The 15,007-nt window shown below is 63.9% G+C and carries 2 protein-coding genes (1 of these 2 running past the window's edge); both read left to right on the top strand.

The annotated features are described in order from the left end of the window. A protein-coding gene (locus tag PMI20_RS19960) for a non-ribosomal peptide synthetase (RefSeq protein ID WP_037033536.1) crosses the window boundary here: on the top strand, positions 1–5,430 show its end. The gene continues 9,330 nt to the left of window position 1, outside the view; the window shows 5,430 of its 14,760 coding nt (coding positions 9,331–14,760); its start codon lies beyond the left edge, outside the window; its stop codon occupies positions 5,428–5,430. After that, positions 5,423–15,007 (top strand): SDR family NAD(P)-dependent oxidoreductase, encoded by a 9,585-nt coding sequence (locus PMI20_RS19955; protein WP_007920502.1) that lies wholly within the window; start codon positions 5,423–5,425, stop codon positions 15,005–15,007. The genes PMI20_RS19960 and PMI20_RS19955 overlap by 8 nt, the downstream gene beginning before the upstream one ends.

Genomic DNA, 15,007 nt, shown 5'->3' with positions numbered 1-15,007 from the left:
CATAGTCGCTTGAGCATTGCCGCGCAGCCGCGCGACTGGCCGGTGCCGGCGAGCGGCCACCCACGCCGTGCCGGGGTCAACAGCTTCGGTTTTGGTGGGGTCAATGCATTTGCCGTGCTTGAAGAATATGTCCATGAACCCAGTGCGTGGCCAAGCCAGGCAGGCGAGCGGCAGTTGCTGGTCCTCAGTGCCAAGCAGGACCCGGCGTTGCGTCGCAGTGCGGCAGCGCTGCTGGACTTTCTGGAAAACAACGCAGCCCTGGACCTGGCGCAACTGGCCGCCGCCCTCTGGCGCAAGACCGCGTTGCCGGTGCGATTGGCGATGGTCGTGAGCGATCTTCAGGAAGCCGTCACCCACTTGCGTGCTTTTGTTGCCAGCGAGCCGGGACAAGCGGGGCCTCTGCCGGGTTGTCATTATGGTGATGAGAGCAACCGTTCGCCGGCCCTGCACGAGTTGCTTGAAAGCCCCTCGGGCGCGGCATTGTTGCAGGGGGTGCGTGAGCAGCGCGATTACCCTCGGCTGGCGAGCCTGTGGTGCTGCGGCGTGGCCCTGGACATTGATCCGGCCCTGAGCGAGCAGCCTGGGCTGCGACTACCGGCCTACGTCTTTGATGAACGCATCTGCAAACTGCCCGCCCACACGGACGGCTTCAGCATGCCGAACCTGTCGGCCCCAGGCCGTGCCGCCACGCCGAGAGAGGCCGAGCGGGTAAGGCATGACGGCGCCGCGCCGCAGGACGCCGAAGCTCAGTTGCGGCTGATGCTTGCCAGCTTGTTGCAACTGGAACCCGATGAGCTGGATTTTCAGCGGCCTGTTGCGCAGTACGGTGTCGACTCGCTGACCGCGGTGATGTTGCAGAACCGGATTTTCGAGCACTACGGGATCCGGCCCGGGCTGCCGCAGTTGTTGAACTGTCGAAATTTCGCCGAGCTGGCCCGCAGCTTGCCCCAGGTCCCGGCGACGGTCGCTGTTCAACCTCGCGAGTCGGCGCTGGCCGAGCATCCGCCGAGTGTCGGCCAGCAAGGTCTGTGGACCGAGCAACGGTATTTCGCACAACAGGCCGGTTACAACATCCCCTATGCGTTCCGGCTTGATGGCCGGGTGGACGCCCGACGGCTGTTCGCTGCCGCCGAAGAAACCGTCGCCCGCCACAGCTTGCTGGGCGCAAATTTCGAGTTGCGAGGCGAGAGCCTGTGGGTTCGTAACAACGCCCACCCACGTCCGCAATGCACGGTTCATGAGTACCAGGGCGCCGACGATCAGGCACTGGAAGCGTCCATGCGGGCGATTGCCAGAAAGCCGTTCAAGCTGGAGAGCGATGCGTTATTGCGTGTCGATCTGTTTGTCCAGGCACCCGACCAGGACAGCACGGTCCTGATGTTGACGTTCCATCACTCGGTGTTCGACGGCAGCTCGTTGCCGATCTTCCTGGGCACCTTCCTGGCGCTTTACGAACAAGGTCCAGAGGCCGACGTACCGGCACCGCGCAGCAATTATTCCGCCTTTGTCGAGTGGCAGCAGCGCTGGCTGCTCAGTGAGGAGGGCGTGCGCGCCGGTCGCTTCTGGCATTCGCGGCTGAGTACCCCGCATATGCCGCTGGCGCTGCGTGGCCAGCAGCCAGGCGAAGGGCGCGACAGGCAGCCCGAAATGCTCAAGGTGGCGTTACCGGCCCGTACCCTTGAAGGGTTGGCACGGATGGCCGAACAGCACAACGTGAGTAGCTACAGCTTGATGCTGGCGGCCTTTGGCCTGTTGTTGCGACGTCTGGGGGCGACCAGGCAACTGCGTGTAGCGACTCCTTTTTTCGGCCGTCCGCATACGCAGTTCGAAGACCTCGTGGGCTACTTCGTCAATTTGTTGGTGATGCCCCTGGATGTTCCCGAGGAGTCCGCGCTGGGGGACTGGTTGCCGACCTTGCAGCAGGAGCTGCTCGAGGCACTGGAGCATGGCCATTATCCGTACCCGCGCCTGCACCAGGAACTGGCGCGTCCGGGACAGCCGCTTTACGACGCGGTGTTCATGTACCAGAACTGGGTGCGCTCGACCCAGCGTCGACTGGCATCCAGTGGACGACACCTGCAGCCCATGCTGCAGATCCAGCAGCAAGTCGATTTCCCGCTGGCGTTCGAGGTTTTCGAAGGCGAGGAGGGGAGTACGCTGTTCTGTCATTTCGACGCGGCGATTTATCCGCCGGCGATGATGCAGGAGCTGCAACGGCAGTACCTGGAGCTGTTGGCCACGCTGCCAGCGTTGGCCGCGGCGCAGGGTATTCCCCAAGCCGTGGCGCCAGCGGCACAACCCAGCTTGGCGGCGCTGTTCGAACGGCAAGCGGCGCTCACGCCTCATCAGGTGGCATTGATCTGCGACGACCAGCAGCTTGACTACCAGCGACTCAATCAGCGCGCCAATCAACTGGCCCGCGAGATCCGGCAAGCGCTGCCAGCCTATGGCGAACAGGAGGTCGTGATCGGCCTGTTGCTGGAGCCGGGGCCGGCGTTTGTCGCCGCTGCGCTGGCCGTCTGGAAACTCGGTCTGGCCTATCTGGCGCTGGACCCGGCACTGCCAACCAGCCGTTTGGCCTACATGGTCGCCGACAGTGGCTGCCTGCTGGTGGTCAGTCACGGGGCCGCCCGACAGCGTTTGCAGGGAACCCTGGAATGGGCCGTGCCAGAGTTGGACCTTGATGTCCGACAGGCGCAGATCGACGCTCAAGAGGTCAGCGATGGCGTGAACAGCCGGTTTCAGGATTTCTGCTACGTGATCTATACCTCCGGCTCCAGTGGCCGTCCCAAAGGCGTCAAGGGCAGCCAGCGTGGCACGCTCAACCGTCTGCAATGGGGCTGGAACACCTTCCCCTATGGAGAACAGGAGTGCTGCTGCCAGAAGACCTCACTGAATTTTGTCGACCATGTGGCAGAGCTTTTTGCTCCGTTGCTGCAGGGCGTACCGAGTGTGGTTCTTCCCGACCACTGGTTGCGCGAACGTGGCGCGGCGGCTTTTCTCCAGGCTCTCGAGGGGCATCGGATCACTCGGATGGTGGTGATCCCGTCGTTGCTGCGGGCGATGCTGCAGGAGCCTTCGGCCGCTACGGCGCTCGGCAGCTTGCGTTATTGCTTCAGTAGCGGCGAACCCTTGTCGGCGGATCTGGCAAAAACCTTCTTCGCTCTTTGCCCGCAGTCCGAACTGATCAATATCTACGGTTCCAGCGAAATGAGCGCGGACGCGACCTTCAAGCGCGTCACACCGGGGGCTGAAGAGCAGATCAACATCGGCCGTGAGCTGGACAACGTGAGCGTGGTCATCGTCGACGAGCAGGATCGTCACTGCGCCATCGGCGTCACAGGGCAATTGCTGGTCGCCGGAGATGCCCTGGCCCTGGGTTACATCGGCCAGGATGACGAACACGAACAGCGTTTTGCGCTGCTGGATCTCGATGCCACGGGGCCCCGGCGGTACTTTCGCAGTGGCGACCTGGGGTATCGGCTGGCGAATGGTGAGATGGTGCTTTCGGGTCGTCATGACCAGCAGGTCAAGGTCAAGGGACAGCGAATCGAGCTCGGCGAGATTGAAGCCGCGCTGCGAGAGCATGCCGGTGTCCTGGAAGCCTTGGTCAAGCAGGTCGGTGAAGACTCGGGACTGGAAGCGTTTCTGACGCTGAGCGAAGCGCTCGATGGTCGCACCCTGCGTGAGCACCTTGGCCGGACCTTGCCGCGGTACATGATCCCCAATCGCTTCTATCAGCTGGCGCAACTGCCGAGACTGGCCAGTGGCAAAGTCGACCGGTTGAGCCTCTCGGCGGCGGGGGCTCGCTTGCTGCCCTACGACGCGCAACACGAGCCTGGCGGCCCGGACTCGGCAATCGGCAGCGATAATGCGACGCGCCTGCTGCAGGCCATTGCGCAAGTCCTGCAGGTGGCGGCCAGCGAGCTCAGCCTTGACCAGGACTTCTACCAACTGGGCTTTGATTCATTCCGTTTCGTACTCCTGGCCGACGCCTTGAACACTGCGTTTGGCGTCAACAGCTCACCAGCGGACTTCTATCGCCATGGCACGCCGCGCAAGTGGCTGGCCAGCCTGGCGTTGCCCTCCGGTGATGAGGCTCGTGAGCCTGTACCGACCTCGGCGGCCCTCGATGAACCTATCGCGGTGGTGGGGATGGCCGGGGTGTTCCCCGGCGCCGATGACCTGGGCCGTTTCTGGCAGCAGTTGTATGAGGGGAACGACCTGGTCAGCGAAACCCCCGCTGCCCGCTGGCGTTGGCAGGACTATGCCGACCAGCCGGGGGGCGCCGCCTTGCGCTGGGGCGGGTTTATCAACGATGTCGACAAGTTTTCTCCCGGCTTCTTCGGCCTGTCGCCGCTGGAGGCCGAATTCATGGACCCGCAGCACCGCTTGTTCCTCGAGTCGGCCTGGCATGCCCTGGAAGATGCCGGTTATGCGCCGCGTACATTGCCCGAGCGTGAGGTGGGCGTGTTTGTCGGGGTCAGTTCAATGGATTACGCCGGCAAGCTGATGATCAACGGTGAGGTCGATCCGCTGGCGAATTTCGGTAATGGCCACAGCATGCTGGCCAACCGAGTGTCCTACCTGCTCGACCTGACGGGGCCGAGCGTGGCGATCGACACCGCCTGCTCCAGTTCGTTGGTGGCGATTCACGAGGGGGTCAAGGCCATTCGCAATGGCGATTGCCGCTGGGCCCTGGTGGGTGGGGTCAATATTTTGCTCGAGCCGCGCATCACGCTGGCCATGGGCAAGGCCAAGATGCTCAGCCCCGAGGGGCGCTGCAAGACCTTTGCCGCCGATGCCGATGGTTATGTGCGAGGCGAGGGGGCCGGGGTGCTGGTCCTCAAGACGCTCAAGCAGGCCTTGGCCGATAACGATCAGATCCATGGCGTCATTCGCGGTAGTGCGGTCAATCACGGTGGCCGTGCCAATTCGATGACCGCCCCCAATCCCCAGGCACAAGCCGATCTGGTGCACCAGTTGTACCAGCGTGTGGGGATCAGCCCGGATCAGGTGAGTTACATCGAGACCCACGGCACGGGGACTCCGATTGGTGACCCGATTGAAATCAACGCGCTGAAGGAAGCCTGGCAGCGCGGCGGGTATCAGCCCGCATCCGGGGCGCGCTGCGCCCTGGGGGCCTTGAAAAGCAATATCGGCCACCTCGAGGCCGCCGCCGGGATCGCCGGTGCAATCAAGTTGTTGCTGTGCCTCAAGCACAAAACGCTGGTGAAGAACCTGCATTGTGCGCGCACCAATCCCTACATCGACTTGCAGGACAGCCCGTTCTATCTGCTCGAGGACAGCGGTCCCTGGCTGATCGACTCCACGCGTCCACGCATGGCCGGGCTCAGTTCGTTCGGTATCGGTGGAACCAACGCTCACCTGCTTTTCGAAGAATTCTCAAAGGAATCTGCTGATGAATGATCGTGATGACCAACTGATCGTGCTTTCGGCGTTGCAAGCGCAGACTCTGCCAGTACTGGCGCAACAGTTGCTCGAGCATGTGCTCGGCCGGCCGGATCTGGCGCTGCCCGATATTGCCTATACGCTCCAGGTCGGCCGCGAAGCCTTGCCGCACCGTCTGGTGTTGCTGGCGGTGTCCATGACGCAGTTGATTGCCCGGCTCCAGGACTATGTGCAGTCGCCCGAAGCGCTTGAACCACCGTTCTGGAGCGGGGTTGCCGAGCGCGCCCGGGTCGAGCAATGGAGCGTCGAGCAATCCCGCGAGGCCAGCCATGAGTCCCTGGCCAGGGCCTGGGTCGACGGAGTCACGCTACCCTGGGCCGGGCTCTGGGCCGGGCAAGCGGTACGCCGGACCAGCCTGCCGGGTTACCCCTTCGAACGTGAACGGCATTGGGCGCAGCCGGAACAGCTCGCCCAGGCCGAGCCTCAAGGTGGAGTCACGCATCACGCGCATTTGAGCGGCAACGAGTTTTTCCTGCTTGACCATCGACTCAATGGCCGGGCGATTTTGCCAGGCATGATGTACATCGAACTGTTGAGCCGTGCGCTGCGCGCCGCGGGGCAACCGGCCGCGCCCTTTCAGTTGCGCGACCTGCTCTGGTTGCAACCGATGTGGGGGGATGCCGCCGGGATCGATCTGCAGGTGCTTCTGCGGGCGGGGGGCGAGCGTGGGCAACAGCTCGAGGTCCGCTCGCGAGCGGCTGACGGTCAATGGGTGGTGCACTGCAAGGCTGAGGTCTGCGCTCCCTTGCGAACGGCCAGCCGCCTGGACATCCCGGCGCTTGAGCAACAGGCCAAGAGCCAGTTCACAGGAGCCGAGTGTTATCCGCAACTGACCGCCATGGGGCTGGAGTACGGTCCTGGCCACCAGTGTATGGAGCGTCTGTGGGTCGGTGACTTCGGTGTCCTGGTCAAGCTCCGCGCGCCTGAGCCCACCGAGCCTGCGCAGGAGGACTTTCTGGTCCATCCGGGAGTGTTCGACTCGGCCCTGCAAGCGGCCCTGGGGCTGAATATGCAGGTGTCGGGCGCGGGCCAGGCGAGCGTTCCCTTCGCTCTTGCGCACTTCGAACTGCTGCGCGCATCGGCGCCGCCATGCTGGGCCTGGCTGCGGCCACAGCCGGGAGCCGGGAGTTCGGCAGCATTGCAGTTGATCGATATCGATCTGTTCGACGCCGAGGGCGAGCCCGTGGCGCTGTTGCACGGATTGGCCTCGCGCGCGCTGGCCCCCAGCAGCACTGCTTCCACAGGGCCGGCGCAAGCCCCTGCCGCACCCGCACCCGCGCCGGCCGGGGATCTGCGCTACGCGGCGCTCGCCTACTTTCGCCAGCAGTTCGCGCGGATCCTGCGTCTGAACGAAGACGACATCCAGGAGCAGGTGCAACTGGAGCAGTACGGTATCGACTCGATCATCATCATTCGCCTGACCGATGAGCTGGAAAAGACCTTTGGGCGTTTGTCCAAGACATTGTTCTTCGAGTACCAGTCGCTGGGGGAAGTGACGGACTACTTCATGGCCGAGCATGCAGCGGTACTGCAAGGAATACTGGAGCCGGAAACCCAGACCCCACCCCTCGCGGCAGTCGGCGTCACTCCTGCCTCGGTGGTCGCGTCCGAAGCGCCGGCACCGATGCGCTCCGCCAATGAAGACGATGATCAGGAGATCGCGATCATCGGTCTGGCGGGGCGCTATCCTGGGGCACGCAACATGGAGGAGTTCTGGAGCTGCCTGGCGAACGCCCAGGACATGATCCGTGAAATTCCAGCCGAGCGTTGGGACCACCAGCGCTTCTATGACCCGGCCAAGAACACCATCGGCAAGACGTACTGCAAGCACGGTGGCTTCATCGATGATGTCGACAAGTTCGATCCCTTGTTCTTCGGCATCTCGCCGCGTGAAGCCATTGGCATGGAGCCACAGGAGCGCCTGTTCCTGGAGTGCGCCTATGAGACGCTGGAGGATGCCGGTTACACCCGCAGCAGCCTTCCGGCGGCGCCGGGTGGCGGCAAGGGACGCAGTGTCGGGGTGTTCGTCGGGGTCATGTACGAGGAGTACCAGCTGTTCGGCGCTCAATCGACTGAGCGCGGTTACCCCTTTGCCGTTCCGGGGCATCCGGCCTCGATCGCCAATCGGGTGTCCTACATTTTCAACCTGCAAGGCCCGAGCATCGCGCTCGATACCATGTGCTCGTCCTCCATCACCACCTTGCACCTGGCCTGTCGCAGCATTCGCGACGGCGAGTGCGAAATGGCGTTGGCAGGTGGCGTTAATGTGTCCATTCATCCCAACAAATATCTGATGCTGGGGCAGGGTGGCTTCGCGTCGGCCAAGGGCCGCTGCGAGAGCTTCGGTGAAGGTGGCGAGGGGTATGTGCCGGGCGAGGGGGTGGGCGCGGTATTGCTCAAGCGCAAACGTCAGGCCATTGCCGATGGTGACCAGATCTACGGCGTCATCAAGGCTTCGGTGCTCAACCACGGTGGCAAGACTAATGGCTACACGGTCCCCAATCCACTGGCCCAGGCCGAACTGATTTCGGCGGCGTTGGCCCAGGCCCGGGTTCCGGCGCGTGCGGTGAGTTACATCGAGGCCCATGGCACAGGCACGCCACTTGGCGATCCGATTGAAATCGCCGGGCTGTCCCGGGCATTTGCCCGGCAAACCCAGGACCGGGGCTTCTGTGCCATCGGTTCGGTGAAGTCCAATATCGGTCACTGCGAGAGTGCTGCCGGGATTGCCGGGATCAGCAAGGTGTTGCTGCAGATCAGGCACGGACAACTGGCCCCTTCGCTGCACTCGGCGACCCTCAACCCCAACATCGATTTCGCCGGCAGCCCATTCTACGTGCAGCGCAGCCTGACGCCGTGGCAGCGTCCGACGCTGAGTGAGCACGCCGTTGAAAAGACCTGGCCCCGCTTGGCGGGGATCTCGTCTTTCGGGGCGGGAGGGGCTAACGCCCACCTGTTGATCGAGGAGTACCTGCCTTCGAGCGTGCCGCCGCATACGGCGAGGTCAATGCCCGTGGCCATTGTGCTTTCGGCAAAAACCGCAACCGCCCTGCATCTTTCCGTGCAGCGGCTGGCGGCGGCGCTGGCCAGCCCGGCATTGTCGTCAGCGGACCTGTCTGGCATTGCCTTTACCCTGCAGGTCGGACGCGAAGCGATGAGCGAACGCCTGGCGCTATGCGTGAGCTCTCACCAGGAGCTGCGGACTCGACTGGAGGCCTGGTTGCAAGGCGACAAGGTTGCGGCGGGCCTGTTAAGTGCAACGGTCAGCGCCGCGTCGGCCAGTGGGCCGAGTGTCGCCGCGACCGATCTGCCAGCCGCCGTCGCGGCCTGGGTCGCGGGTCAGGAGGTGGACTGGCGTACGGCGTATGCACAGCCGTACCCGCAAAAAGTCAGTCTGCCGACCTATCCGTTCGCCCGTGAGCGCTATTGGGTCGAGGACGAGGTCGAGGCGGCCATGCTGGCCGATGCCGGTCGCGCCGGCCAATGGCCGACAACACGGCCACTGCATCCGCTGGTACAGAGCAACACTTCCTGCGTCGGCCTGCAACGCTTCAGCAGCCGCTTCGATGGCCGTGAGTTTTTTCTCGACGAACACCGCATCAACGGGGAGAAACTCTTGCCTGCCGCGGCATCCATCGAGATGTTCACGGCGGCGGCGAAACTCAGTCATCGCCAGGGGCGCGGTGGTTCTGCGCTACGCCTGAGCCAACTGGCCTGGCTGCAGCCGATCTGGCAGCGCACGGCTGAACTGCGGCTGGACATCGAGGTACAGGGTGAGCCCGATACCGCTGACTGGCACCTGCGGTGTGTCGATGCTCAAGACCCTGAGCGTGTGTATTGCCAGGCCACTGTCGCCGATTGCCCATCGCGTTCGCTTCGGCATGACGTCGAGCAATTGATCGCCGGCTGCAGTCGCCATCTGAGCGGCGCCGAGCTGTATCAAGGCTACCGGGAGGCCGGTTATGAGTATGGCGAGTCTTTCCAGAGCATCGAGACGCTGTGGGGTAGCGATGACTATGTGATTGCCAAACTGCATATGCCGCAGGCCCGAGAGGCGAGCCAGGCCAAACCGTTCGATGTGCCGCCCTCGTTGCTGGACGGTGCGTTGCAGGCGAGCGCGGGGTTGATGCTGCCCGGCGCGCCTGCCGGTTTCTCGGTGGCCCTGCCGTTCGCCATCGACAGCCTGGAACTGTACGGCCCTTGTGAGAACACCCTGTGGGCGTACGTCCGGCGTCAGCCGGCGCAGAGCGAAGCGATCACCCGGTTCGACATCGATCTGTGCAATCGCGCGGGCAATGTCTGTGTCGCCATCAAGGGGTTCAGCTCGTTACGGCTCAAGTCGGGCGATACGACCGGGCCCACGATGACCACCCCCGGCTCAACCCCGCACACCCTGGCCAGCCGCGCCACGACCGAGGCCGAGCAGAAGGTCTATCTGTTGCCGCAGTGGACCCTGGCGCAGCCGGAGTCCAGTCCGTTGTCCCATGATCTGCGGCGCCTGTTGATCCTGGGGAGCCGGCAGGAAGACCTTGCGCGAATCGTCGAAGGCCAGCCTGATGCGGTCTGCCTGCAAGTCAGCCCCGACAGCGGCAGTGCCGAGCTCTTGGCCTTGCTCGAAGGTCGGGATATCGAGCATCTGATATGGCTGGCCCCCAGCGGCAGGCATTCGCCTTTCGATCAGGCCGCGATCCTGCAGGCGCAGCAGGGCGGGGTGATGTTCCTGTTCAACTTGTTCAAGGCCTTGCAGCAGATGCCGGTTGCCAGCACGGTGTTCGAGTTGACCGTGGTGCAGTACGAGACCAGCAGCTTCGACGGGCAGGCGAGCAATTTTACCCAGGCAGGCGTGCATGGCCTGGTCGGTACCATGGCCAAGGAGTCGCCGCGCTGGCGGGTCCGCAGCGTCGACATCGAGCGCGACAGCGTGGGAGCCCTCAAGGATATCCTCCGCCAGCCTTGTGACCCTCTGGGCCTGCAACGAGTGCGGCGCAACGGCCACTGGTACGTCCGCCAATGGCTCAAGACCGAGTTCCAGCAGCCGCCACGCGGCGACTACCTGTGCCAGGACGGTGTCTATGTGGTGATCGGCGGGGCAGGCGGGCTGGGCACCGCGTGGAGCGAATACGCGATTGGCCACTGCAATGCGCAGGTGATATGGCTGGGGCGGCGGGCGCTCGATGCCGATATTCAACGACAGATAGACAGCTGTGCCCAGGCAGGGCGTGCGCCGGTCTATTACCAGGCCGACGCTTGCGATCTGGAGGCTCTGCAGGCGTGCCTGCAGCAGGTTCGCCAGCGTTTCGGCAGCATCCATGGCGTCATCCATTCGGCGTTGCTGCTCGAAGACAGCACGCTGGCGAATATGGATGAGGCGACACTGCGTCGGGTGTACTTCGCCAAGCTCCAGAGCAGCCTCAACCTGGGGATCGCACTGCGAGAGGCGCCCCCGCAGTTCCTGCTGTTTTTCTCCTCGACCGTGGTGTTCACCCCGCCGCCGGGCCAGGCCAACTACAGCGCCGGGTGCCTGTTCCAGAATGCCCTGGCGGAGCAGCTGGCGCGGGAGTTGCCGAGCCGGGTCAAAGTCATCAACTGGGGCTTCTGGGGCAATACCGGTATCGCGGCCTCCGCACACTACCGTGAACTCATGGCGCGTAACGGCATTGCCTCCATCGAGCCGGTGGATGGCATGGAAGCGTTGAACTACCTGTTTGGCGACGACCTCGATCAGCTGGCGTTGCTCAAGGTCACGGACAAGGTCCGCAACCCGCCCGCGCTGATTCCTTCCGACGAACAGTTGACGGTGCTGGCGGCACAGTCCGGGCTGCCTGGCCGTGACTCGGACCAGGCTGCCCGCCCCGATGGCAGCGTTGTCGAGCGCTGGCGCCAGTGGGCCGCCACCCCGGGTGCCGCCGTATCGATACTGGACATGGGGGGCTGTTTCGCGGCGCGCGGCGATGTACTGGAGCATCTGCAAGCCACGCAGCGGTATGTGTGCAGCCACGATGGCGATGCCGAGCGGTTGATGATCGCCGGGCTGGAAGGGCAGGTTGGCGGACTGCAAGCGGTGGCTTTCGACCCGCAATGTGACATCGCCGGGCAAGGCCTGAAACCGGGGGAATACGATCTCGTCATTGCCCTGGCGCAAGCGGCTGGAGATTTCCGGCTGACGTTGCGCCACATCAAGGTGTTGCTCAAACGCCAGGGAAGCTTGTTGGTCGCCAGCCATGGACGCACCGACGAGCTGCGCCTGGCCTTGCATCGGGAAGGCTTCAAGGTGATGGGGCAGCTGTCGGATACGGTCAGCGGCGAGGTGCTGGAAGCCGTCAGCGATGGGGTCATTCGTCAGCCGTTGCGTTCGCCAGCCAATGCACAACACGCGCCGCAGGCGAGCCAGCCGCCGGTGACGGCTCAGACCGCCCAGGTACACGAAGGGCAGCTGCTCGACGCCGCTCTGGTCCACTTCAAGCGCCTGATCGCGCAGGAGCTGCGGATTCCCGTGGAGCGCCTGGACGTCGACGAACCGCTGGACAGCTATGGCATCGACTCGATCTATTCGGTACGGCTGGTCGCGATCCTCAATCAGTCCTTCGCCGATGTGAGCAATACACTGTTTTTCGAGGTACAGAACATCCGCGCCCTGGTGATGCATTTCATCAACAAGCATCGGCTCGAGTTGGAGACATTGCTGGGGGTGCAGTCGACGCCGTCGGACGTCGCGCCGGCGCCAGCGTTCGCAGCACCGGCGCCGATTCCGCTGGCCGCTTGGCCGCAGGCGCCGAGCGCTGTTACGGATCCCCGGAGCAGCGCCTGTGACATCGCCGTTATCGGGATGAGCGGGCGGTATGCCCAGGCAGACGACCTGGAAGAGTTCTGGCAGAACCTGTCCCAGGGGCGCAACTGCATCAGCGAAATTCCGCCAAAACGCTGGGACTGGCGCCAGCATTTCGATGAGCAGCGTGGCAAGTGGGGCAAGCACTACAGCAAATGGGGCGGATTCATCCGCGATATCGACGCGTTCGACCCGTTGTTTTTCCAGATATCGCCGACCGAAGCCGAGCGTATGGACCCACAGTCCCGTTTGTTCCTCGAACAGGCGTATGCCTGCATCGAGGAGGCCGGTTACACCCCCGGTACGTTATCGAACGGAAACCGGGTCGGGGTGTTTGTCGGGGCAATGAACGCCGACTACGTCAACGGCGCCAGCTACTGGTCGATCGCCAATCGGGTTTCCTACCTGTTCGACTTCAAGGGGCCGAGCCTGGCGGTCGACACGGCGTGCTCCTCGTCCCTGAGCGCCATTCACCTGGCAATCGACAGTCTGCTGTCGGGGTCGTGCGACAGCGCGATTGCCGGTGGGGTCAATCTGATCATGAGTCCGACCCACTACATGGGGCTGTCCCTGATGGGGATGTTGTCGGAGAGCGATCAGTGCCGGGCCTTCGGTGCCGACGCCGATGGTTTCGTCGACGGTGAAGGGGTGGGCGCGATTCTGCTCAAGCCGCTGTCGGCCGCGGTGGCCGCTGGCGATCACATTTACGGGGTGATCAAGGGCAGTGCGATGAATGCCGGAGGTCGCACCAGCGGTTTCACGGTGCCGAACCCGGCGGCGCAGACCGCGGTGGTGAGCGAGGCCTTGCGGCGCTCCGGAGTTCCCGCGCGCCAGATCAGCTATGTCGAGGCGCACGGGACCGGTACGCCGCTAGGTGACCCGATCGAGATCAAAGGCCTCAGCGATGCATTTGCCGACGCTGGCAACGAGCGTCAGTTCTGCGCCCTGGGTTCGGTCAAGAGCAATATCGGCCACTGCGAAAGCGCCGCCGGCATCGCCAGCGTGACCAAGGTGCTGCTGCAGCTCAAGCACTCCACACTGTTGCCGACGCTGCATAGCGAGCGCAGCAACCCGCGTATCGATTTCGCGCGCACACCGTTCAAGCTGCAACTCAGCGCGCAGGAGTGGCAACGCCTGTCGGTGGAGGTGGACGGCCAGATGCACTCCGTAGCGCGCAGTGCGGGCATTTCATCATTCGGGGCCGGCGGGGCCAACGCCCATCTGATCATTCAGGAGTACCAGGACCTGCGACCGCGGACTCCCATTGCATCCGGCGTGGTATTGATCCTGTTGTCGGCGCAGTCGGCTCCCCAGTTGCGTCAGCGCGCCGAACGTTTGCTGGCGCATTTGCAGGGAAGCGGTGCTCAGGTCGATCTGCGGGATTTGGCCTACACCCTTCAGGTGGGGCGCGAACCCATGGAGCATCGCCTGGCGTTCGGCGCTTCGACGCGGGAAGCGGTCTGCGAAACCCTGAAGGCGTTTGTCGAAGGGCGCGATGTCGAGCGGGGCGAGCTGTTCCAGGGCTCCGTGCAGGATCACCGCGAGGCCATGGGCCTGTTGCAGGGCGATGAGGACCTGCGCCAGACCATCGATCACTGGTTTGAAAAGGGCAAGCTTGGCAAGTTGTTGGCCCTATGGGTCAAGGGCTTGCAGGTGGACTGGCAGCGCTTTTATGCCGAGCGGCCGGGTCGGCGCGTGAGCTTGCCGACCTATCCGTTCGCCAAGGAGTTCTTCTGGCTTGACCTGGGGGCGCAGGCGGTCGCGCTGTTGCCGTCACTGGCGGCGCCCGCGCAGCTGCATCCGCTGTTGCAGGAAAACCGTTCTGGCCTGGAGGGCGTTCGTTATGTGAGTCATTTCAATGGCTCCGAGCCCCTGTTCAGGGATCACCGTGTTGCCCGGCAACGTCTGCTACCGGCTGCCGCGCAGGTGGAAATGATTCGTTGCGCGGCCACCTCGGCGCTGGGGCAGGCGGTCGATAGCGTGATACCCATGCGCCTACGGGACCTTGCGTGGGTGACACCGGTCAGCGGTGAGCAGCCGCTGAGCCTGGAGTTGGTGCTCAAGCGCACCGCCACGGACCTGCAATTTTGTCTCGGGCAGTCGATCTCTGCGGCCGAGGGGACCTTCCATTGTCAAGGCAGCATCGACTTCCCTGAAGCCCAGGCCCGGAGCGTGGTTGATCTCGACAGCCTGCGCGATGCCTATCCGCCGCTGGCGCTCGGCGCCGCCGATTTCTACCAAAGACTGGCCGAGCATGGCCTGGAGTACGGCGCGTCGTTGCGTACCCTGACTTGGCTGGGGAGCAAGCCGGACAGCTTGCTGGTGGGCCTGAGCGCAGATCCGCAGGCCTATACCGATGCGCGTTATGTGATCGATCCCGGTGTGCTCGATGGGGTTCTGCAGGCACTGGCCCTGTTCGAGCCGGCGGCGGCCGTCGGGCCACAGCCGTCGATAGCCTTGCCTTTCGCGGCGGACAGCATCGAGTTGTTCGCGGCCTGTCGCGGTACGTTGTGGGCGCATCTGCGGCGACAACCGGCGTTCAACGCCCTGGGGCCGAAAACCGATATCGATGTGTACGACCAGGCCGGGGGCCTGTGCCTGTCGCTGCGCGGCCTGGTAACCCGTGGATTGCCCGCCGATGCCACGCCATCTCTGGAAGACGACGCACTGGTGATTCTGAGTCCCCGGTGGACGCTGGCCAACCTTTGA

Source organism: Pseudomonas sp. GM17, from assembly GCF_000282175.2.
Taxonomy (GTDB): Bacteria; Pseudomonadota; Gammaproteobacteria; order Pseudomonadales; family Pseudomonadaceae; genus Aquipseudomonas; species Aquipseudomonas chlororaphis.
Note: the sequence above shows the minus strand (reverse complement) of the source record. Positions and strands in the feature narration are given on the sequence as shown.

Excerpts from the sequence above, each read along its gene's own strand:
- PMI20_RS19955 (WP_007920502.1), top strand. The coding sequence starts at position 5,423 with ATGAATGATCGTGATGACCAACTGATCGTGCTTTCGGCGTTGCAAGCG.